The sequence below is a fragment of the Maribellus luteus genome (assembly GCF_003576475.1).
In the GTDB taxonomy this organism is placed as follows: Bacteria; Bacteroidota; Bacteroidia; order Bacteroidales; family Prolixibacteraceae; genus Draconibacterium; species Draconibacterium luteum.
In genome coordinates this window covers 1-20554 of record NZ_QWGR01000022.1, presented here as the reverse complement: position 1 = coordinate 20554, position 20554 = coordinate 1, and the positions used below count along the sequence as shown (strand labels likewise).

19 protein-coding genes are annotated in these 20554 nt (G+C 45.2%); 7 read left to right on the top strand and 12 right to left on the bottom strand.

Annotated elements, in window-relative coordinates; all coding sequences use genetic code 11:
• Nucleotides 1-4 precede the first annotated feature (4 nt).
• The 5 genes from D1614_RS22240 to D1614_RS22220 form a co-directional block, all read right to left on the bottom strand.
• Nucleotides 5-1303, bottom strand: coding sequence for a phenylacetate--CoA ligase family protein (locus tag D1614_RS22240; RefSeq protein ID WP_119440206.1), 1299 nt, complete (start codon nucleotides 1301-1303; stop codon nucleotides 5-7).
• Nucleotides 1304-1379: 76 nt separating this feature from the next.
• Nucleotides 1380-1811: an ACT domain-containing protein gene (locus D1614_RS22235; protein WP_119440205.1), complete on the bottom strand. Its 432-nt coding sequence runs from the start codon at nucleotides 1809-1811 to the stop codon at nucleotides 1380-1382.
• Between the two features lie 18 nt (nucleotides 1812-1829).
• Complete coding sequence (locus tag D1614_RS22230; RefSeq protein ID WP_147384345.1) at nucleotides 1830-3062, bottom strand: hypothetical protein; 1233 nt, start codon at nucleotides 3060-3062, stop codon at nucleotides 1830-1832.
• Nucleotides 3063-3359: 297 nt separating this feature from the next.
• Complete coding sequence (locus tag D1614_RS22225; protein WP_119440203.1) at nucleotides 3360-3941, bottom strand: indolepyruvate oxidoreductase subunit beta; 582 nt, start codon at nucleotides 3939-3941, stop codon at nucleotides 3360-3362.
• Between the two features lie 6 nt (nucleotides 3942-3947).
• Nucleotides 3948-5567 (bottom strand): thiamine pyrophosphate-dependent enzyme, encoded by a 1620-nt coding sequence (locus tag D1614_RS22220; protein WP_119440202.1) that lies wholly within the window; start codon nucleotides 5565-5567, stop codon nucleotides 3948-3950.
• Nucleotides 5568-5796: 229 nt separating this feature from the next.
• Between D1614_RS22220 and nrfH the strand changes: the two genes are divergently transcribed.
• From nrfH to D1614_RS22200, 4 genes are all read left to right on the top strand, one after another.
• Entirely contained in the window at nucleotides 5797-6372 is a 576-nt protein-coding gene (gene nrfH / locus D1614_RS22215) for a cytochrome c nitrite reductase small subunit (RefSeq protein WP_119440201.1), read from the top strand.
• An 11-nt stretch (nucleotides 6373-6383) separates the two neighbouring features.
• Nucleotides 6384-7904, top strand: coding sequence for an ammonia-forming cytochrome c nitrite reductase (nrfA, locus tag D1614_RS22210; RefSeq protein WP_119440200.1), 1521 nt, complete (start codon nucleotides 6384-6386; stop codon nucleotides 7902-7904).
• Nucleotides 7905-7924: 20 nt separating this feature from the next.
• The gene (locus tag D1614_RS22205) at nucleotides 7925-9139 is read left to right on the top strand and encodes an alginate export family protein (RefSeq protein WP_119440199.1); all 1215 of its coding nucleotides are present in this window, start codon (nucleotides 7925-7927) and stop codon (nucleotides 9137-9139) included.
• A 342-nt stretch (nucleotides 9140-9481) separates the two neighbouring features.
• The gene (locus D1614_RS22200; RefSeq protein ID WP_147384344.1) at nucleotides 9482-11005 is read left to right on the top strand and encodes a PepSY-associated TM helix domain-containing protein; all 1524 of its coding nucleotides are present in this window, start codon (nucleotides 9482-9484) and stop codon (nucleotides 11003-11005) included.
• A gap of 58 nt (nucleotides 11006-11063) precedes the next feature.
• Here D1614_RS22200 and D1614_RS22195 read toward each other — a convergent pair whose 3' ends face one another.
• From D1614_RS22195 to D1614_RS22165, 7 genes are all read right to left on the bottom strand, one after another.
• Nucleotides 11064-11801, bottom strand: coding sequence for a class I SAM-dependent methyltransferase (locus D1614_RS22195; RefSeq protein WP_147384343.1), 738 nt, complete (start codon nucleotides 11799-11801; stop codon nucleotides 11064-11066).
• 11 nt (nucleotides 11802-11812) lie between these two features.
• Nucleotides 11813-12118, bottom strand: coding sequence for a thioredoxin (trxA, locus tag D1614_RS22190; protein WP_119440196.1), 306 nt, complete (start codon nucleotides 12116-12118; stop codon nucleotides 11813-11815).
• Nucleotides 12102-12338 (bottom strand): DUF6132 family protein, encoded by a 237-nt coding sequence (locus D1614_RS22185; RefSeq protein ID WP_119440195.1) that lies wholly within the window; start codon nucleotides 12336-12338, stop codon nucleotides 12102-12104. The genes trxA and D1614_RS22185 overlap by 17 nt, the downstream gene beginning before the upstream one ends.
• Nucleotides 12339-12481: 143 nt before the next feature.
• A complete protein-coding gene (locus tag D1614_RS22180) occupies nucleotides 12482-13195 on the bottom strand; it encodes a phosphoadenylyl-sulfate reductase (RefSeq protein ID WP_119440194.1) in 714 nt (237 codons plus the stop codon).
• 180 nt (nucleotides 13196-13375) lie between these two features.
• Entirely contained in the window at nucleotides 13376-14566 is a 1191-nt protein-coding gene (locus D1614_RS22175; protein WP_119440193.1) for a class I SAM-dependent rRNA methyltransferase, read from the bottom strand.
• A 3-nt stretch (nucleotides 14567-14569) separates the two neighbouring features.
• On the bottom strand, nucleotides 14570-15142 hold the full coding sequence (locus D1614_RS22170; protein ID WP_119440192.1) for a 3'-5' exonuclease: 573 nt from the start codon (nucleotides 15140-15142) through the stop codon (nucleotides 14570-14572).
• On the bottom strand, nucleotides 15135-15761 hold the full coding sequence (locus D1614_RS22165; RefSeq protein WP_119440191.1) for a DUF5063 domain-containing protein: 627 nt from the start codon (nucleotides 15759-15761) through the stop codon (nucleotides 15135-15137). The genes D1614_RS22170 and D1614_RS22165 overlap by 8 nt, the downstream gene beginning before the upstream one ends.
• Before the next feature lie 1632 nt (nucleotides 15762-17393).
• Between D1614_RS22165 and D1614_RS22160 the strand changes: the two genes are divergently transcribed.
• The 3 genes from D1614_RS22160 to D1614_RS22150 all read left to right on the top strand — a co-directional run bounded on the left by D1614_RS22160 (nucleotide 17394) and on the right by D1614_RS22150 (nucleotide 20454).
• A complete protein-coding gene (locus D1614_RS22160) occupies nucleotides 17394-17870 on the top strand; it encodes a hypothetical protein (protein ID WP_119440190.1) in 477 nt (158 codons plus the stop codon).
• 455 nt (nucleotides 17871-18325) lie between these two features.
• A complete protein-coding gene (locus tag D1614_RS22155; protein ID WP_206610119.1) occupies nucleotides 18326-19447 on the top strand; it encodes a tyrosine-type recombinase/integrase in 1122 nt (373 codons plus the stop codon).
• A 110-nt stretch (nucleotides 19448-19557) separates the two neighbouring features.
• Nucleotides 19558-20454 (top strand): ExbD/TolR family protein, encoded by an 897-nt coding sequence (locus D1614_RS22150; RefSeq protein WP_119440189.1) that lies wholly within the window; start codon nucleotides 19558-19560, stop codon nucleotides 20452-20454.
• Nucleotides 20455-20554 lie beyond the last annotated feature (100 nt).

Genomic DNA, 20554 nt, shown 5'->3' with positions numbered 1-20554 from the left:
TTGGTCAGATTTTACGGTTATCAATCACTCGTTTGGCTTTGCCGGCAGTACGTTCGATGGTTTTGGGTTCCACCAGTTTTACATCCACCGAAATACCGAGTATGCTTTGAATATTGTGGGTTATTTTTTTCTTAAGTGCCTCCAGTTGTCTTACCTCATCCGAGAAAAACTGCTCCTGAACTTCCACCATCAGCTTCAGCACATCGAGTGTGCCAACGCGGTCGACGATCAGCAGGTAATGAGGCTCTGTTTCGCTCATGCTCAGCAGTACGCTTTCCACCTGCGACGGGAACACATTCACCCCGCGAATGATCAACATATCGTCACTGCGGCCCATGCATTTCTCCATACGCACCAGTGTTCGCCCGCATTCGCATTTATCATAAATCAACCTTGTCAGGTCGCGCGTACGGTAGCGCAAAATCGGAATTCCTTCTTTGGTGATGGTGCTGAAAACCAGCTCGCCGATCTCTCCCGGCGCCACCGGATCGAGCGTTTCCGGATTAATAATCTCCGGTATAAAATGATCTTCGTTTACGTGCATCCCGCACTGGTGTTCACATTCGCACGAAACACCGGGGCCCACCACTTCACTGAGCCCGTAAATATCGATGGCCTTGATTTTTAGTTTCGATTCTATTTCACGACGCATGCTTTCGCTCCACGGTTCGGCGCCAAAAATTCCAATCCGCAGTTTGAGCGATTCCGGATCCACGCCCATTTCCTGCATTACTTCCGACAGGTAAAGCGCATACGAAGGCGTACAGGCAATAACCGTACTTTGGAAATCCTGCATCAGCTGAATTTGCTTTTGCGTATTTCCTCCGGAGATTGGGATAACGGTGGCTCCCAAGTTTTCGGTTCCGTAGTGCAAACCCAGCCCGCCGGTAAACAATCCGTAGCCATACGCCACCTGAACAATGTCTTTTTGGTGAACGCCCGCCATTCCCAGCGAACGCGTAACCACTTCGGCCCACATTTGCAAATCGTTGCGTGTATACCCCACCACCGTTGGTTTTCCGGTAGTTCCGGAACTGGCGTGTAAACGTACAATCTCGCTCATGGGCACGGTAAACATCCCAAAAGGATAATTGTCGCGCAAATCGGATTTAATGGTAAAAGGAAGCTTGGTAATATCTTCCACACTCTTTATATCGGCGGGAACGAGTCCCTTTTCCTGCATTTTGGTTCGGTAACTCGGGATATTGTGGTAAACCCGCTGAACAGTGCGAATAAGTCTTTCTGATTGAATGGCCGCCATTTCATCACGCGAAGCACATTCAATCGTTCTATTCCAGATCATCTAAAAAAAATTAATCGGTTTAAAGTTATCGTTGATTTCTGATGTTGCGAACATCTGTTTTTTGGGACGAGGTATGCTATTTTCCGTACACTACCTTATCGTCCAGTATTTTTACTTTGTTGATTTCCAACCTGCGCACGGCCTCCAGTACATCGTGAACTTCGAGCAAAAGAATGGCCATGTTGTTCTCTGCAATCAACCGTGTGTAAACACTTTCAATATGAATACCGGCCCGCGCGATTTTTACCAGCAATTCATCCAAACCACCGGCTTCGTCTTTCATTTCCAGGGCAATCAGCTCCTGCATCGTCACCGAATGTCCGCTTTCAGCGAGTAGCTGATAAGCTTTTTCAGGTTGATCGACCAACAGGTTCAGCACTCCCCAACCGTTCATGATGCTGTTGAGCGTTAACGACCGAATGTTAATGGACGCACTTTTTAAAAGACCGGTGATTTTCTCCAGATGATTGATCTTGTTTTCCAGAAAAACAGAAATTTCAAATGCCATAGTTCACAGTATTACAGGTTAAAAATTATATGCTACCGAAAGCATGCTCCGAAAGTTTGACACATTGTCGGTGTTAATTACCTTGGCTTTATCGGCTTTGTTATTTTCACCGTAGGCAACGGTTGTCAGGCTAATTTCTACCCCAAACATAAAGTTTTTATAGTTGTAAATCAATTGCGGAGACAATTTATACATATTCTTTGCATCGGTAGCAAAACCGTAAATATCTCCCTCCACATTTTCGCTGGTACCAAAGTTCGTCAGCATCCCGGCATACAACCCGAACTTCCATTCTTTCCCGTAGGTAAAGTTTATCCAGTTGTAAAGATGGTTAAACGGCGTGTAGGTTTCTTTCCCGGTTTGCTCGTCGATGGTGGCCACCGCATAACCGCTGGGCATTAAATTTTCACACACATTTTGCCCGAACATGGATTTTGCCTTTAGCTCAAACTTTCCTTTCGAATATTTCATATAAGCCAGCAAGGCAATTGTTGAAAGTTTCTCGTCGGCCTTAAAGGTTCCGTTTGTTCCTGTAACCGAAGTGCGCGGAAGAATGGTTTTCCAATCGGCAGCAAAGCCCGCTGTCCAATGCTCATCGTAGTACTGAATCTGCGCATGCAGGTTGGGCCATAAGGCATCGCGCTGGTAATGGTAGTTTTTTCCATCGGGGCCGTTATTGGCATAGTCAAACTGGTAAATGGCGGCCAGAATCAGGTCCAGGTTATCGTTTAACCCGCGGGTGTAGCGCAATTGCGGACTTCGGTTAAACACCTGGAAAGGCAAACCTGTGTTTTCATTGAGTGTTGACGGATATACTTTTTCGATGAACAAAGGGTGCCAAACGCGTCCAAACAGCAGTTTTGACTGTGCCCATTCCAATTGGGTATAAGCGTGGCGTAAGCGAACAGTTGGAGTGTTGGCCCCTCCTGTAAAATCGACTTCCACATAGGCGCTTATTTTGGTGTTTCCCATTTCAAGACCCGAAAAACGCGAACCAATCCGCGAAAATGTATTCAAAATTTGCGCGGTACCTATGGCATTTAAATCTTCGCCGTTGGCATCGTAAACCGGTTTGGTCGGGAAAAAATCAAGCAGATGATCACAGGCATCCACATTGCGGTGGGTGTCGTAAATAAAATCGTTACGAACAAACCCCGAGAGTTCAAAATTGAGTCCTTTCTTGGTCAGCATGTTCTGGGAAGTCGCTCCCATTGCCAATAAAATGAGAAAAAGAATCGGTAGCTTTTTCATACGGTTATAAATGTTAAAGATTGAAGTTGATTTTGATTTACTTTTTAAATAAAAAAAACACAGAAACACCTTTGCATAGCAAATCCAGAATGCCGGTTTTCAGCAAGATCGGTTCATCCAGTTGTTGATTTTTATTCAGCAAAAACATCCAGGTTGTCTTTCTGAAAAACAAAAAAACAAGTTAAACCTTTTATCCTGAAATAATTACATCAAGACATGAGCTTTACAACACAGTATTCCTATTTAAATACGGTTTAAACAGTTAATATGAATTTTTTTCAGGCTGTTGCCGGAACATCAACGGTTTTTCAGGGCAAACTGATACCCGGCCCGGAAGGCTTTCAGGTTCAATTCCACCACTTCTTCACCCTTGCGTTTAAAAATACTTTCAATGCCGGCTTCTATTTTTTCAGGTTCAATATCGATAAAAGGCGCTGCAGCTCCGAGCATCACCATGTTCGAAGCTCTTTTGTTGCCAATTTCGGTAGCCATCTGGTCGGCATCAATAGCTACAAAACGAGGCTGTTTCCGAACCTCCTCCATCAGTTTCTCAACATCCGGGTAATTCGGAACATTGATAAACGGCGTGGTATTGGTGACAATGTAACCGCCGGGCGAAAGAAAAGGCAAATAACGCAAGGCTTCCATGGGTTCCACCGAAAGTATGATGTCAGCAGCTCCTTTGGGAATCAGATCAGCCGCAACAGGTGCATCCGAAATACGCAAGTGCGATACCACGGCACCGCCGCGCTGGCTCATTCCGTGTGTTTCGGCCTGTTTCAGAAAAAGTCCTTCGCGCAACACCGCTTCCCCTAAAATGGAAGCAATGGATAAAATTCCCTGGCCACCTACTCCGGCCAATATTATATCTGTCTTCATAGTGAATTACAATTTTGGATTTTGTTTGATTTTTCGTTCGGTCCGGAGCCGTCTGGCTGCTGCCTGGATACACTCGCGCCGGAAAATGATTACCGACACTCCTTCGTAAGCCATTTCCTCTTCGAAGGTTTTAACCATCAGTTCGTGGTATTTTTTCATCGGTACCAGCATGCGAATATGCTCCGGATCCACTCCTACCCCTGCGCAAATACTTTCAATTTTACCCAATGCCGAAGATTCCTGACCGCCGGTCATCGAAACCGATTCATTGTCGGAAATCACCACCACAATGTTCGACTTGTCGTTCACCGCATCCAGCAAACCGGTGATGCCGGAGTGTGTAAAAGTGGAATCGCCGATAACTGCGAGCGAAGGTATCAAACCTGCATCGGCAGCACCTTTTGCCATGGTAATGGAAGCTCCCATATCCACACACGAATAAATGCTTTCGTACGGTGGCAGGGCGCCCAGCGTGTAACAACCAATATCGGAGAAAACCCTCCCTTTGGAATATTTATCCACTGCTTCGTTCAATGCTTTGTACATGTCCTGGTGTCCGCATCCCTGGCAAAGTGCAGGAGGACGGTTTACCACCAATTCCGGAACCGACGCCCCTTCCTGGGTTTCCAAGCCCAAAACTTTTGCCACCAGGTCAGCATTCAATTCGCCGTCGCGGGGCAAAATGCCACTCAGCCGGCCGCTTACTTTTATTTGTTTGGAGAAGATCGCCTTCACCGCCTCTTCCACCAGGGGATATCCTTCTTCCAGCACCAGCACCTCTTCGCAAAGCTGTTCCATCTCGTGCAACATTTCTTCCGGGATCGGGTATTGCGCCAGTTTCATGACCGTATACGGGCACTCCCTGTTTTTATAATGCTCGTTCAGGTAATTAATTGCCAAACCACAAGCTATAATTCCCAGTGCTTGATCCGGTCCTTTTTTCAGAAAGTTGTAATCTGAGGCAAGTGCAGCCTGTTCAAAGCTTTCCTGTTTTTGCAACAGGCTTTTGTAGCGCTGGCGGGCAATGGCGGGCAATAATACAAACTGCGACGGATGCTGCGGAAGTTTCAGTGGATTGGCTGCCACCTCTGCTTTCCGGGTAACACCTGCCCTGGAATGTGCCAAACGGGTGGTAATGCGCACCATTACGGGCACGCCCAGTTTTTCCGACAATTCGAAACCCGAATACACCATGTCGTAGGCTTCCTGTTGGTTTGAAGGCTCCAGCACGGGAATCATGGCAAATTTTCCGTAGAAACGGGAATCCTGTTCATTTTGCGACGAGTGCATCGACGGGTCGTCGGCCACCGTAACAATTAAACCGCCGTTAATACCGGTGATAGCTGAGTTCATAAATGCATCGGCTGCCACATTCAGTCCCACGTGTTTCATACAAACCATCGATCGTTTTCCGGCATACGACATGCCCAGTGCAGCTTCGTAGGCGGTTTTTTCGTTGGCCGACCATTTGCTGCGAACTCCCTTTTCTGTCGCCAGCTTACTGGCCTGAATAAATTCCGTGATTTCGGTGGAAGGAGTTCCCGGATAGGCGTAAACGCCGGAAATTCCTCCGTCGATAGCTGCCTGTCCAATAGCTTCAACTCCCAAATATAGGTTTTGCATCATGTTGATTTTTTTGTTAAATTGAAAGACAAAAATAGAAAAGCCTGACCGTTTAACACCTTACTATTATCAGTTAAATAAAAATTAATAAAAAAAAGAGCGACCCAAAAGTTTTCACACATTCACAGGCGGATAAAAACGTACTGAAAAAAGGCTAAAATGTAACATCTGTTACAAATTGTTAAATGGAATTACAGGATTTTTATCGCCGTAATTAAACCGATTTGTAACCATGATAAAAAAGCTGCTGCCTCCTCAAAAATGGAAATTTCCGGTACTGATGATCACCAGTATATTTGTGGGCCTGATTGCTTTCACGTTTTATGTTTCGAAAGCCCACTCGTACCTCTCCGACCGGCCGGAAACCTGTACCAACTGTCACATAATGGCGCCGCAATACGCCACCTGGACTCACAGTTCGCACCGCGAAGTGGCTCATTGCAACGACTGCCACGTTCCGCACAACAATTTTCTGAATAAGTATTATTTCAAAGCCAAAGACGGTTTGCGACATGCTACCATGTTCACACTCCGAAAAGAGCCGCAGGTGATTTTTATTCACGAAGCCGGGCGCAACGTGGTACAAAACAACTGTATTCGCTGCCACAGCCAGCAGGTTACCGATCCCAAACTGGCTTCGTCGGTACAAGCGCACGTCCATCATACCCAGGACCGCATTTGCTGGGAATGCCACCGCGAAGTGCCGCACGGAAGAGTAAACAGCCTTTCGAGTGTGCCCAACGCGCAGGTTCCGCTGCCCGAAAGCCCCGTTCCTGCCTGGATCAAAGAATATATTAAAAACAACTAAATACCTTTTCTATGACAACTCATTCAAAATCATCAAAACGAACCCTGCTAAACTGGGGACTTTTTATCGCAACTGTTGTGGTAGTGTTTCTGTTAGGACTTTTGGCCTCTTCGATTATTGAACGACGTGCCGAAGCTGCTTATGTGAATGTACCCAAAGCCGAAATTGGCCAGTTTGAGCCACGTAACGAAGTTTGGGGACAAAACTACCCGCGTGAGTTTCAATCGTATTACGGAACTGCCGACACCACTTTCCGGAGTAAGCACAATGGAAACGCCACCATCGATATGCTTGAAGTTGATCCCCGCCTGGTGGTTCTTTGGGCCGGTTATGGTTTTGCCAAAGACTACAAACAGGGACGTGGCCACTATTACGCCGTTACCGATATTCACAATACTTTGCGTACCGGGGCACCGAAAACACCGGATTCCGGCCCGATGCCATCCACCTGTATGACCTGCAAAAGCCCGGACGTACCACGCCTGATGAACCAGAAAGGCGTAGCCGCCTTTTATACCGGAACTTTTGCAGAACTGGGGCCCGAAGTTGTCAACCCCATCGGATGTGCCGACTGCCACGACAATGAAACCATGAACCTGACCATTACACGCCCGGCCCTGGTAGAAGCCTTTGAAAGAATGGAACGTGATATTAAAAAAGTAAGTCACCAGGAAATGAGAAGCCTGGTTTGTGCCCAATGCCACGTAGAATATTATTTCGACAAAAAGAAAGTGGACGGCGCACAATACCTGACTTTCCCCTGGGACAACGGATTTTCTGCCGAAGCCATGGAAGAATACTATGATAATATTGAATTTAGCGACTGGACTCACTCACTGAGCAAAGCACCCATGCTAAAAGCACAGCACCCGGGTTACGAAACCTACATGACCGGGATTCATGCTCAGCGCGGCGTTTCCTGCGCCGACTGCCACATGCCTTACAAAAGCGAAGGAGGCCAGAAATTCACCGATCACAAAATGCAGTCGCCGCTTAACAACATTTCCAACTCGTGCCAGGTGTGCCACCGCGAAGAAGCAGGTACTCTGCTCGCCAATGTTTATGAACGTCAGGACAAAATCCTCGAAAACAGGGACAAGCTGGAAGAGTTGCTGGTACGTGCACATGTGGAAGCAAAAAAAGCATGGGACCTGGGCGCTACCGAAACCAATATGAAGGACATCCTGACAGGAATCAGGCACGCACAATGGCGCTGGGATTATGCAGCCGCCAGCCATGGCGCTTCTTTCCACTCGCCTGTAGAAATTGGTCGTGTTATTTCTACCGGAATTACCATTGCACAGGAAACCCGCATAAAACTGGCCCGTCTGCTTGCCGATCTTGACTTTAACCAGGAGGTTCCCTACCCCGACATTGCAACCAAAGCCAAAGCCCAGGAATTTATCGGACTCGATATGGCCAAACTCAATGCGGAAAAACAAGAGTTCCTGACCACCGTTGTTCCGGAATGGAAAAAACAGGCAGAAGAAAGAGAAAAAACATACGATCTGAAACCGGAACCCAAAAACTAACCAGCGATTAACACAGGATCATGAAAAGGATAAAATTCATATTACTGATGATACTGAGCACGGTAGTGGCTCAACAATCAATGGCACAGTTCTCGTTAAGCGGCGAATTCAGACCCCGCACAGAATTAAGCCACGGCTATAAAACACTGGCTTTCGAGGATCAGGATGCATCAACGATCACCACACAGCGAACCCGTTTGAATTTCGGATTCAAAAACGAATTCATCCAAACCGGCCTGGTTTTACAGGATGTAAGGCTATGGGGAAATCAGCCTCAGTTGGTTTCCAACGAAGACTTTGCGACTTCGGTGCACGAAGCATGGGCGGAAGTATTTTTCACCCCGGAGTTCTCGCTAAAAGCCGGACGACAGGAACTGGTTTACGACGATCACCGGATTTTCGGTAATGTGGGTTGGGCCCAGCAGGCTCGCTCACACGATGTGGCTTTATTCAAACTAAAAAAGGATTTTGAACTTCATTTTGGAATTGCCCACCACGAAAACGGGAACTTAACAAATAATATTTATGAAGGGCCCGATGCCTACAAAGACTTGCAGTTTGCCTGGTTTCACCAAAAATGGGAGGTGACGCAACTAAGCCTGTTACTGCTTAACAACGGAGCACCCGTAATGGAAAACGGAGATCAGAAAACCAAATACAGCCAAACGCTCGGCGGAAGAGTGACGACCACGCTTGAGCCTGTTAAGCTGGCAGCCAATCTCTACTACCAGGGAGGCAAACATGCTTCGGGAAAAGACATCAGCGCTTTAAACCTGCTGCTGGAAGCTTCGCTCGAGCGCTTTACGCTGGGGTTTGAACATCTTTCAGGCACCTCGTACGACGATTCGAAATACAAAGCATTTACCCCGTTGTACGGAACCAATCACAAATTCAACGGTTTCATGGATTATTTCTATGTAAGTAATCACATCGGGAGTGTGGGTTTGAACGATGTTTACCTGAAATACGACTACAGTAACGATAAATGGGAATTTAACGCCCACCTGCACTATTTTGGGGCAGCCGCTGACCTTACACAGGATTTTGACCGCTACCTCGGTACCGAACTGGATTTGGCAGGAACCTGGAAAGTAAATCCCATGACAAAAATATCACTTGGATTATCGACGCTTTTTGCAGGTGACAGTTTAGAACTACTCAAAGGCGGAGACAGCTCCGCCTTTCAATGCTGGGGTTACCTGATGCTTTCAGTAACTCCGCGCTTTATTAACTAACTCACATTATTCTATTTTCAACCAGCTGCGGCTGGACAAAACAAGGGGAGAAATAAAGAACAGAGCACCAACAGCAAGGTTGTCCTAATAGTTTATCACGCGAAGTACGCCAAGTTTTACAATAAGAACGCAAAATAGAAACGGGCAATCCGTATTCTGCGCCCTTTGCGCTTCCTTTGCCTCTTTGCGGGAACCTGATTTTATCAGCTATTAGGACACCTTGCGAATGTTCGCCGGTTACGAATCCGGAACAAAATTTTGTTGTTCTGAACATTCTCCCTTGATTTTCATTCTTTAACCATTGGCTGAGGAAACAGGCAGCCCAACAAAACCCGAGTGGCAATGAAACGAACCCGCGTAATAAAATTATTCAAGAAACTTCACCGGTGGCCCGCTGTGGTTATCGCTTTTATTGCTGTTCTTTTTGCCATTTCGGGGATTATTATGAACCACCGGGGCGTATTTTCCAGCATCGATGTTTCGCGCAACATTTTACCTGCCAATTACACCTACAGCAACTGGAACCAGTCGGCAGTAAGAGGATCCGTGGAACTTGACTCATCGGCCCTTCTCATCTACGGCAATGTGGGAATATGGAAAAGCGACCCGGCACTTTTGGCTTTTGAAGACTTTAACGAAGGTTTCCCGAAAGGGATTGACAACCGGAAAATATATTCGTTGATTGTCTTTCAGCAAAAGCTTTATGCCGGTACGCATTTGGGCCTGTATTTTAGGGCAGTAGAAAATGGGAAATGGGAGAAGATTCAGCTGCCAGTGAAAAACGATCGCATTGCCGACCTTGCGCTAAAAGGTGATTCCCTGCTTGTGCTTACCCGCGATTATTTACTGGTCAGCACCGATGGAGCCAGTTTTCACTCCACACAGCTTCCGGCACCAACCGACTATGTGCGAAAAACAGGTTTGTTCGATACTTTCTGGCAGCTTCACAGCGGCGAATTGTTTGGCTTAACAGGCAAACTTATTGTTGATTTGCTGGGGATTATTACCATTGTTTTGTCGGTTACCGGGCTGCTTCATTTCTTTTTCCCGGGAATCATCCGCAGGCGGAAAAAGAAAGCAAAACCTACAAAATCGTACGTAAGTGTAAAAAAACAAAACCTGCATTGGCACAATGTGCTGGGCTATATCTTTGCGCTGTTTCTCCTGATTAACACCTTTGCCGGCATTCATTTGCGGCCACCGCTTTTGATTGCCATTGCCAACAAACAGGTAGGCATTATTCCGGGCACTCACCTCGACAGCCCCAATCCGTGGTTTGACAAACTCAGACGCGTGTACTGGGACGAGCATAGAAAAAGATACCTTTTCTCCACTTCCGACGGTTTTTATTTTGCAGAGCCGACACTCCGCGATCCACTGGTTCCGGCATTCAGCCAGCCTCCGGTGAGTGTGATGGGCTGCAACATACTGGAACCACTGAACCGGCACCAAATGCTGGTGGGATCGTTTAGCGGTATATTTACCTGGAATGTTGAAACCGGCCGGGTATCCGACTTTTTTAGCGGCGCTCCCTACCAGGCTCCCACCGGCATGACCAGCCCCATTGGGGCCAACATGGCAGCCGGACTTGTAAAAAGTAAAAACCAGGCCTGGTGGTTCGATTACAACCAGGGAGCGATTGCTCTAAGCGGCAAACCTTTCCCCGAAATGCCACAGCAGATTCGCAAAGATTCTCCGATGTCGTTGTGGAATGTTTCGCAGGAAATTCATACAGGGCGAATTTTTGAAAATATTCTGGGGCCTTTTTACATTCTTTTTGTTCCGCTGGCGGGTATTTGTTTGCTGATTGTATTAATCAGCGGAGTAATCGTTTGGTGGATGGTTTACCGGAAGAAACGTGGTTAAAATCCGCATCCGTTTTTTGGGGCGATTACAAATCGCCGGTCCCGGTTTGTATGGTATTTTAACTGCAACTTACCACCAACGGCAAATGTTTGCCGCCAAATGCGTCTTGTTTGAAATTGGAGTAAAGACTGATTTCAGAAAAACCCGCCTCTGTTAATGCGATTAAAAGGTCTTGGCTTCTTAATGCCAGCAAGCGCGTTTCATTCCGGATACCCAAGGCTTTTTCTTTCAGCACCAGTTCGGTTTGAAAATCAAGAAAATCACTCTTTTCGTCGAGCCGGTAATTACGAATAAAAACAATGTTGTCGGTTTCAATGCGGGGCAATGTAGTTACCTCGTCATCCAGAATATGGTCGTAATTAAGAATTTGCAAAAGCAAAGTCCCGCCGGGCTTTAAGACGGTCCGCGCTCCTTTCAGCATGTCAACCACCGCTGCCAACGAATTCAAATGCACCAGCGTGTTCCCGAAACAAATCACGGCATCAAACTGTGCCGACTGAAAATCGGCCTCCAGCTTCAGCATATCTCCTTTTTGGAATTGAAGGTTTGGATGCACCTTGTTTTGCCGGGCCTGTTCCAGCAGGTCTTCATTTAAATCGATGCCCGTAACCCGTGCGCCGCCAAGCGCCAGGTTATAAGCCAGCTCCCCGGTGGCACACCCGATATCCAAAATTGTCTTCCCCGGTAGACCACCCAGTTTCGCCTCTGCAAAGGTTAGCTGCATCGGGTTATACGGGAATATTTCGGAATAATATTTCGAAATAGAGGTGTAAAAGATATTTTGCTTGTCTGCCAAAACGGTCAACTTTAGTTATCAATCTGGGCCTGAACATCCATTTTAATTTCTTCGGCCGAACGAACGCCCTGCCCGGTCCATTTGGCTTCCCCATCCTTAAACAACATCAGGGTGGGAATGCTGCGAATCTGGTACTTGGTCGCAATTTGCGGATTCCGGTCCACATCCACTTTAATGATCCGAACCTGTTCTCTCAGCTCTTCCTTTACCTGTTTCAGAATGGGCGGCATTTGCTTGCATGGCCCGCACCATTCGGCAAAAAAATCGACTAAAACCGGCCGGCTCGAATTAATTATATGATTAAACTTCCCTATCATCCTTATTTTCCTTTTTCTTCTTTACCCTTACCAGAAGATCGTTGAGAAAGTCTCCCACCAGGTAACCAACGGCTGCTCCCCACAAGGTACTCCAGTACCAAACCGATTTAATGGCACACGTTCCGCTGGTGCAACCTACAAACTTCCAGTAAAGAAATCCTCCGATAGCTCCCAGTACAAGAAAAATGAGCGCTATCTTTTTCTGTTTAATTATCTCCATAATTTGCTTTTCACCATCTAACAACAACACTAAAAGCTTTTGGTTTCAGCGCTTTCGATAGATAATTGATATCAGAAATAGATTTTTTTGAACCAGCCGTCTGTTGCGGTTGCTTATAAATTTGAAAAAGGAAAATCAGCTATTTATTTTTTTAGTGAATGCAGTCCGCACTCTTTGCCCGATCCCTGCTCCCACCACCAGCGACCGGCACGGAAATCTTCGCCGGGCTGAATGGCCCTGGTACAAGGCTGGCACCCGATGCTCACAAAGCCTTTGTCGTGCAGCACGTTGTACGGAACATGATTTGCTTTTACATACTCAATGGTTTCTTCGAGGCTCCAGTTCATCAACGGATTGAACTTGATGATGGCATTCCCTTCGTCCCATTCAAAATCTGTCATATCGCTCCGGTTGTTCGACTGCGAAGCACGCAAACCGGTGATCCAGATTTCGTTTCCGGCCAATGCACGTTTCAAAGGAATTACTTTGCGAATAAAACAACACTCTTTGCGGTTTTCGAGCGACTCGTAAAAACTAAACGGCCCTTTCGCTGTCACCATCTCCTCCACTTCTTTTGTTGGCGGAAAATAAACATGAATGGGTTTCCGGTATTTTTCGAGTGTACTACGGTATACTTTATAGGTTTCGGGAAAAAGTCGGCCGGTATCGAGCGTAATTACTTTAATATCCAGATCGTTTTTGAAAATGATATCCGTGATCACCTGGTCTTCGTAACCAAAGCTGGTGGTAAAAACCACTTTACCGGGGTGTTCAGCCGCCAGAAACTGAAGTTTCTCCAGCATCGACTTTTCACTGTGCTGAGCGTTGTATTGTTCGGTTAATTGTTGTAGTTCCATATCTTAAAAATGTGCTTTATTGTATTTTGTAATTTTAGCTACGAGCTACTAGCTGTGAGCTTCGAGTCAGTCCTTCACTCCCTGCGAACTGAGACTGATCACTGCGACTGAATACTGCGACTGCAAACTCAATCCCTCAATCCCTCAATCCTTCAATCCATCAGTCCTTCAGTCCTTCAGCTACTCCACGTACAAAACCAGGCCTTTCAGGTATTCGCTCTCCGGGTGGTAAATATCGATCGGGTGATCGGCCGGTTGTGTTACCTGGTGCAGAATACGCACCTTTCTTCCGGCAATGGCCGCTGCTGAAAAAACAGCCTCCCGAAAACGATCTTTGGTTACCACCTGCGAACACGAGAACGTAAATAAAACACCGCCGCTCCGGATCTGTTCAAAAGCGCGTGTGTTGATGCGTTTGTAACCTTTCAGTGCCTGTGGCAAGGCATTCTGATGCTTGGCAAAAGCCGGAGGATCGAGAATGATCAGGTCGTATTTATCCTGAATGTCTTTCAAATACTCAAAACCATCGGCCACCTTAGCTTCGTGACGCGCATCGCCCGGGAAGTTCAGCTCCACGTTTTCGCGGGTCAGCTCAATGGCTTTCCCCGAAGCATCCACCGAATGTACCAGGTTGGCGCCGCCTTTCATGGCGTAAAACGAAAAACCACCGGTGTAGCAAAACATATTCAGCACATCGCGGCCTTTCGAGTAGGCTTGCACCAGTTTGCGGTTTTCGCGCTGGTCCACAAAAAATCCGGTCTTCTGCCCTTCTTCCCAGTCTACCTTAAATTTCAGCCCGTATTCGAGTACTTCGCTCGTGCTTTCGTTCCCCCAAAGGTAACCGTCTTCCGATTTCACCTCGGCTTTAAAAGGCAGCGTTTTACTGCTTTTGTTGTACACCGCTTTCAGGCGATCGCCCAACACCTCCTGCAAAGCTTTTACCAACTCTTCGCGAATCAGGTACATCCCGATCGAGTGCATTTGCAACACCGCCGTGCCGTTGTAGTAATCCACTACCAGGCCCGGCATTCCGTCGCCTTCGCCGTGCAAGAGGCGAAAAACATTGGTACCGGGGTCATCGGCCAGGCCAAGTCTTTTCCGCAGGTTCCAGGCACTTTCAATTTTGCCTTTCCAGAATTCAGAATCCAGCTCGGCTTCTTTGAACGATACAATCCGAACCGCAATCGATCCGATCTGGTAATGGCCTATTCCCAAAAACTCGTTGTTGTTGGAAACGATTCTTACCGGCTCGCCCTCGGCCGGAGAACCGTGTATTTTTTTGATGGCTCCCGAAAACACCCACGGGTGAAAGCGGAGCAAAGACTGATCTTTTCCTGATTTCAGGACAATTTTCACCAATTTGCCTGGCATAGATTAATTGTTTGAGAAATTTTCGAAAATCACCAATGCTGCCCAGGCATCGGTAGCTGCATAAATTTGCTGCGCTTCTGTCAGCTCGGGCGCTTCCCAGTTCGAAAGCTGCTGCCCTTTTGATATACGAAAGCCACAGGCAATGGCGGTCAGTTTTTTCAGGCTGAAATTCTGGATGCCCATATCTTTGGCCTGCTCCTGCAGTTCAACAAAACCGGCCGGTTCAAAGGCGGTAATATCCTGCAAACCTTTGATATCGTCGCGTATGGCCACCCCGGGTTTAATAATGTTTTTGTCCGATAAGATCGAACGCAATTCGTCGGACAAGCCCACCCGGTTAATGCGGATCAGGTAAGCCGTTGTTCTGGTAGAAAGCTGCAACAAAGCCACTTTATTGCCCACGCCTTTTTTAAACGAAGGCTTGGTTTCGGTATCAAAACCAATAATCCGGTGCTTTGCCAGTTCTTCTACTGCCTGTTGCAACTTGCGGTCTGTATCGACCAACACAATCCTGCCTTCGAACCATTTCAATGGCATTTCGGTCAGTTCTTCGTTGCTAATACTCTCTTTAAACATCTAAATCATCTTCTTCGTTGGTGCCCCAGAAATTATCGAGCCACTTTGGGTTTCCCTTTCCCGGAGCAGGTTCATCGTTTTCTTCTTCCGAAAAATCGGTGTTGTTGACCAACAGCATGTGAACGGCACGAAGTACATTCACCAGTTGCTGTCCCCAGAATTCCTTAAAATGAAAAATACATTCGGCCAGGCTGTCGTTCATTACCTCTTCGTTGCCAATGCTGTACGAAGTGATAAAATCTTTCAGATCCTGGTAAATATCCACCAGGTTTTCGGATATACTGGCGGTTACGGTTTCTTCGCCAAACTGAATATTCGGGTCAAAAACCTCGTAATAACTATCGTTTCGGTGTAGCAGCTGCAACCATTTCTGGTGCAGTGTACTGTAATCAAGTTCTGAAACAAATTTTTCCAGCTCCTCGTCCATAACCGGTTCCACTTCCGGAAGCACCGCGGCTTTCAGGTACAGCAAAGGCAGAATTTTCTGCAGTTTACTTACATTTTCCTGAGGAGTGTGGCGCGCCACGTTTTCGATGGTAGCACAATATTCGTTGGCTACGGTTACAAATTCCACCACATTTTTTGAATACACTAACGGATGGATGCCAGAATCGCTCATTTTTCCCTTTTAAAAACTGCTGCAAAAGTAGTAAAGATTTTTAATACGAAGAGCTTGATTGGCTGACGGATTGATTTTGAGGCAAAGAGCAGTGCGCAGTCGCAGTTTGCAGGGATTGAAGGACAGATGGACTGAGGGATTGAGGGATTGAGGGATTGAGTGGGCAGTCTCAGTTTCAGGGATTGAAGGACTGAGGGATTGATGGATTGATGAGATTGAATTTCGACAACCAATATTCAATGACCTGTTACTCGTAGCTCGTGGCTAATGGCTCGCGGCTAGTAGCTAATAGCTTGTAGCTTATTCTCGCATTAAAGCATTTTAGCATTAACGCATTGGGATGGAAGGACTGAGGGATTGAGTGTGCAGTCGCAGTTTCAGGGCTTGAAGGATAGAATGACTGAAGGACTGATGGATTGAATTTAAAACAACCAGTGACTAATGACAAATGCCCAGTGACTCGTGGCTAGTGGCTAATAGCTTGCGGCTTGTAGCTTATTCTCGCATTAAAGCATTTTAGCATTAACGCATTGAGATGGAAGGACTGAGGGATTGATGAGATTGAATTTTCGACAACCAATATTCAATGACCTGTTACTCGTAGCTCGTGGCTAATGGCTCGCGGCTAGTAGCTAATAGCTTGTAGCTTATTCTCGCATTAAAGCATTTTAGCATTAACGCATTGGGATGGAAGGACTGAGGGATTGAGTGTGCAGTCGCAGTGCTCAGTCGCAGTTTCAGGGATTGAAGGACTGAGGGACTGAAGGATTGATGGACTGAAGGATTGATGGACTGAAGGATTGATGGATTGAAGGATTGATGGATTGATGGATTGATGGATTGAATTTAAAACAACCAGTGACTAATGACAAATGCCCAGTGACTTGAAGCTTGCGGCTAATGGCTTGCAGCTTATATAATGAGGGAAAAACTAATACTATCCCAATTGGGGTAGTATATCTGGGACCCAAATTTTAAACCTGATTTTTCTAAAACCTCTCTTAAGTTAACGGCTATGGTCGGCTGACGGATTGCAATCAGGGTGAGTTTATAAATCAGGATTCATAATCATAACACATTACAAAATGAGAATCGGTCTTTTGGTAGAAAAACGGATAAGCAAATTCTGCATTAAAAGACAGAAACAAAACTTACCATTCTAAACACATAGAACGCTGATAACTCAGATTCAACTGATCTTCGCTGTTTTATCCGCGATTATCTGTAAAGATCCGTGTCATCAGCGTTCCGTTTTCCCTCCCGCGCCGATTCCTGCCTGCCGCAGCTGTTTTTTTGAGCAACAGCGTTGCGGTAATATGTGTAGGAAATTCCAGCGGAGAGATACTAAGCCCCATCGGGGCGAAACATTCCGGAACACCACCACCGGAAAGATACACTCTCCGCCCGCGCCGGTTTGTAATCGGTGTTCAACCGCTAACGATTGAAAATAATATGGTCAGCAAACAAACCTTGACGCACCGGTAGCGATGGCATTATTACGAAAACATGTTCAATAATACATTACACAACGCACTTATTACTTGACCATTACAGCTGTTTTATGTAATTTGTAGTTCGTTAGCATAACAAATCATTATTAATCTTTATTTATTAACTTTTCAACTACACATCATGGAAAACAAAATTGATTTTAAACTACCCGAAACCGTAGTTAGCGAAGCTTTAACTGCAGTAAACACCGCCCTTACTGTTCTGAAACCGTACCTGATCGCTCTAAGCCCTGCCGAACGCCGTTCTTTGCCCAAAATGAACGACGGGACACAACCCTTTGTGCAGAAATGTTTGGAATATTGCGAAAGCGATCCGCAGTTTGTCCCTCCCTATCTGAGCACCGAAGGATTTACCGACGACATGGATGCCTGGAATCAGCTGATGAGCATTTTCAGGCCGGTGCAGCAGTTATGCACCAACCTTGACGACACTACCATGGAGGCCGGATCGGAAAGCTATATGGCTGCCTTGAGCTATTACAACTCGGTAAAACAGGCCACTAAAATGGACATTCCGGGAGCCAAACCGATTTATGATGACCTGAAAAAACGTTTCGCCGGAAACGGACCTAAAAAATCAGAACCGGCTGAAAATTAAAACCTCGAAGATACTGCTGTTAAAACAAAAAAGAGGCGGCAACTACAGCATTTACCGCCTCCTTTTTTTTTGAAAGTTACCCACTACCAAAACCAATGAAATTGGTTTCTATTCGCACTAATTCGGCTATTAATTGAATGAATTTGGTTACGAAACTCTTTCATTCGCCAAACAGGTAAATGAATTCAGTTCGGCTCTGCAATAGTTTAGCTAAACGGCGATTTAGTTCGGTTAAACGGCGAATGGATTCGGTTCAGAAACGCTCTAATTCAGTAAAACGGTGAATCCGGATCGTTCAGACCCGCTTTAGTTCGGTAAAAAGGTGATATAATTCGCTTCTGAAGTACGTGGGGGTACTTCTGAGGTACCCTTTAACGAAACAATTCAATAAACCCGATCAGATTGTTTTTTTACCATAAGATTACTACTTTTAAAAGGCTAAAAACCAATAAGCGTTGAATACCCTCCCGCAAATAAAACTTGAATACAGCATACACCGGAAACAGGAAGTAGTTATTGTGCGTTTCGAATACAATTCGGACATAAACGACCGGCTAAAAGAATTGTTCCCTGCAAGATGGAGTAGCTCAATGTCGTGCTGGTATATCGTCAAAGATCAATTCAGTCTGGGCCGTTTTTTCGAGGGATTGCGCGATTGGGCTTATATTGATTATTCCGCATTAAAAATCAAGGCAATGCCGGTGGCCCCCGAAAGGATTAGCCGTGATTATTCATACCGGTCAGGCACTAAGTTGCCCAAAGGCTATCTTGAACTGTTAAAACAAAAACGGTACAGCGAGAGTACCATAAAAACTTACTCTGCCTATTTCAAAGACTTTATGTATTATTTCACTGAAAGGAATTTAAAGGAACTCCCGGTTGAAGAAATAAACACGTATTTGCTGGAACTTATAAACAAATGGGAAATCACCACGAGCGAGCAAAACCAACGGATAAATGCCATTAAGTTCTTTTACGAAAAGGTATTGGGAAAAGGAAGACATGTGTACGAAATAGAGCGCCCCAGAAAAGAGACACTATTACCCGATGTACTTAGCAAGGAAGAGGTTGGCAACATTCTGAGTGTTACAACAAATTTGAAACACAAAACCATACTTTCGGCCATATACTCGTGTGGATTGCGGAGAAGCGAAGTTGTTAATTTGAAAATTGCGGATGTTGATTCGAAACGCATGATGATAAAAGTAAAGGGTGCCAAGGGGAAAAAAGACCGTTACGTTCAGCTTTCGCCCAAACTCCTGAAATTATTTCGGCAGTATTATACTGAATACAAACCAACGGTTTGGTTATTTGAAGGGCAAACGGGAGGCCGGTACGGAGTCGAAAGTCTATCTAAATTATTAAAAGCGGCTGCCTACCGGTCGGGAATTAAAAGGCGGGTGCACTTGCATATGTTGCGGCATAGTTTTGCCACGCACCAGTTGGAACAAGGAGTTGACATCCGGTATATACAAGCCTGGTTAGGCCACGAAAGTGTTAAGACCACACAACGTTACACACATGTCACGGAACATAATTTTAAGAACTTCAAAAATCCATTGGATGAACTACTTTAGCAAAAAAGTTGGGTTCCACACCCCATTCGGGCGTATAACCCAACCTGACAATAAAGATATAACCCGACTAGTTGGGTTCCACATACGTTATGCCACATATTGAAAAGACGATGAAGTTTATTATTACAATATTGATTTTCCTTTTAGCATTTAATTCATTTGGACAAAAAAATGAATCGAAAATTGAGAATATACTTATGAATTGCCTAATCAATAGTTATCATGCGCAAGGAGTTGACATCGAGATAGAATTGTCAAAGCTTGAGAAACATTTAATTGAAAATGGTGATTTAAAGTCAACATCAGGACAAGCGTTTTATGACTTTTATAAAAAAGTTATTTCATCAAATGACATTCGTACGACCTTGGATTATGACAAATTCGAAGCTATTTATATGCTTAATCCAAATGAGTATTATTCAAATGATTGTTTGCGCGAACTGACAAAACTCGATTCTTCAGAAGTTGCAACTTCAAAGTTTTATCTTCTCAATCAAAAAATTCAAGAAGTTTCACAACAAGGAAATATTACTCCTTCGAAAATTTCTGAAGCTATTTTATCTGTTCTTTCTCCGTCAGACTTTGAAAAACCATATTATCGTGCATCTGGACTATTAGCAATTGCATGGACAAGTAATCCAGAAACCGAAAAAACAGAATTAATTGAACCGAAAACGATTGATTATTCAAATTTTCCAATTATTGCAATTAAAGCATCTGATAAAAACGAAATAATAGTAAATGGCGAACTGGTTAATGAAAATAAATTCGAGACAGAATTAGCAGCGTTTATCAGAAAAAATCAATCAAGACATCTGATTGAATTTTCGTCAGACAAAGAAACGTCTTACGGCTTTTATATAAAAGTGCAAAATGCAATCTTAGAAATTTATTCTTCGCTGCGAGACGAGAAAGCAAAAGAGATTTTTAATAAATCCTACTCAAATCTGACAGTTGACGAACAAAAGAAAATTAATGAAATATATCCGACCAGGATAAAAGAATAAATAAAATACGTGGCATAACACGGGTAGCTGTTGCACAACCCTCTAATTTTTAAGTACCTGTTAAAACTACGAAGGGGAATAAGCTGTTTCTCGCGTTTTT

Excerpts from the sequence above, each read along its gene's own strand:
- D1614_RS22240 (WP_119440206.1), bottom strand. The coding sequence starts at position 1,303 with ATGATCTGGAATAGAACGATTGAATGTGCTTCGCGTGATGAAATGGCG.
- D1614_RS22235 (WP_119440205.1), bottom strand. The coding sequence starts at position 1,811 with ATGGCATTTGAAATTTCTGTTTTTCTGGAAAACAAGATCAATCATCTG.
- D1614_RS22230 (WP_147384345.1), bottom strand. The coding sequence starts at position 3,062 with ATGAAAAAGCTACCGATTCTTTTTCTCATTTTATTGGCAATGGGAGCG.
- D1614_RS22225 (WP_119440203.1), bottom strand. The coding sequence starts at position 3,941 with ATGAAGACAGATATAATATTGGCCGGAGTAGGTGGCCAGGGAATTTTA.
- D1614_RS22220 (WP_119440202.1), bottom strand. The coding sequence starts at position 5,567 with ATGATGCAAAACCTATATTTGGGAGTTGAAGCTATTGGACAGGCAGCT.
- nrfH (WP_119440201.1), top strand. The coding sequence starts at position 5,797 with ATGATAAAAAAGCTGCTGCCTCCTCAAAAATGGAAATTTCCGGTACTG.
- nrfA (WP_119440200.1), top strand. The coding sequence starts at position 6,384 with ATGACAACTCATTCAAAATCATCAAAACGAACCCTGCTAAACTGGGGA.
- D1614_RS22205 (WP_119440199.1), top strand. The coding sequence starts at position 7,925 with ATGAAAAGGATAAAATTCATATTACTGATGATACTGAGCACGGTAGTG.
- D1614_RS22200 (WP_147384344.1), top strand. The coding sequence starts at position 9,482 with ATGAAACGAACCCGCGTAATAAAATTATTCAAGAAACTTCACCGGTGG.
- trxA (WP_119440196.1), bottom strand. The coding sequence starts at position 12,118 with ATGATAGGGAAGTTTAATCATATAATTAATTCGAGCCGGCCGGTTTTA.
- D1614_RS22185 (WP_119440195.1), bottom strand. The coding sequence starts at position 12,338 with ATGGAGATAATTAAACAGAAAAAGATAGCGCTCATTTTTCTTGTACTG.
- D1614_RS22180 (WP_119440194.1), bottom strand. The coding sequence starts at position 13,195 with ATGGAACTACAACAATTAACCGAACAATACAACGCTCAGCACAGTGAA.
- D1614_RS22175 (WP_119440193.1), bottom strand. The coding sequence starts at position 14,566 with ATGCCAGGCAAATTGGTGAAAATTGTCCTGAAATCAGGAAAAGATCAG.
- D1614_RS22170 (WP_119440192.1), bottom strand. The coding sequence starts at position 15,142 with ATGTTTAAAGAGAGTATTAGCAACGAAGAACTGACCGAAATGCCATTG.
- D1614_RS22165 (WP_119440191.1), bottom strand. The coding sequence starts at position 15,761 with ATGAGCGATTCTGGCATCCATCCGTTAGTGTATTCAAAAAATGTGGTG.
- D1614_RS22160 (WP_119440190.1), top strand. The coding sequence starts at position 17,394 with ATGGAAAACAAAATTGATTTTAAACTACCCGAAACCGTAGTTAGCGAA.
- D1614_RS22150 (WP_119440189.1), top strand. The coding sequence starts at position 19,558 with ATGAAGTTTATTATTACAATATTGATTTTCCTTTTAGCATTTAATTCA.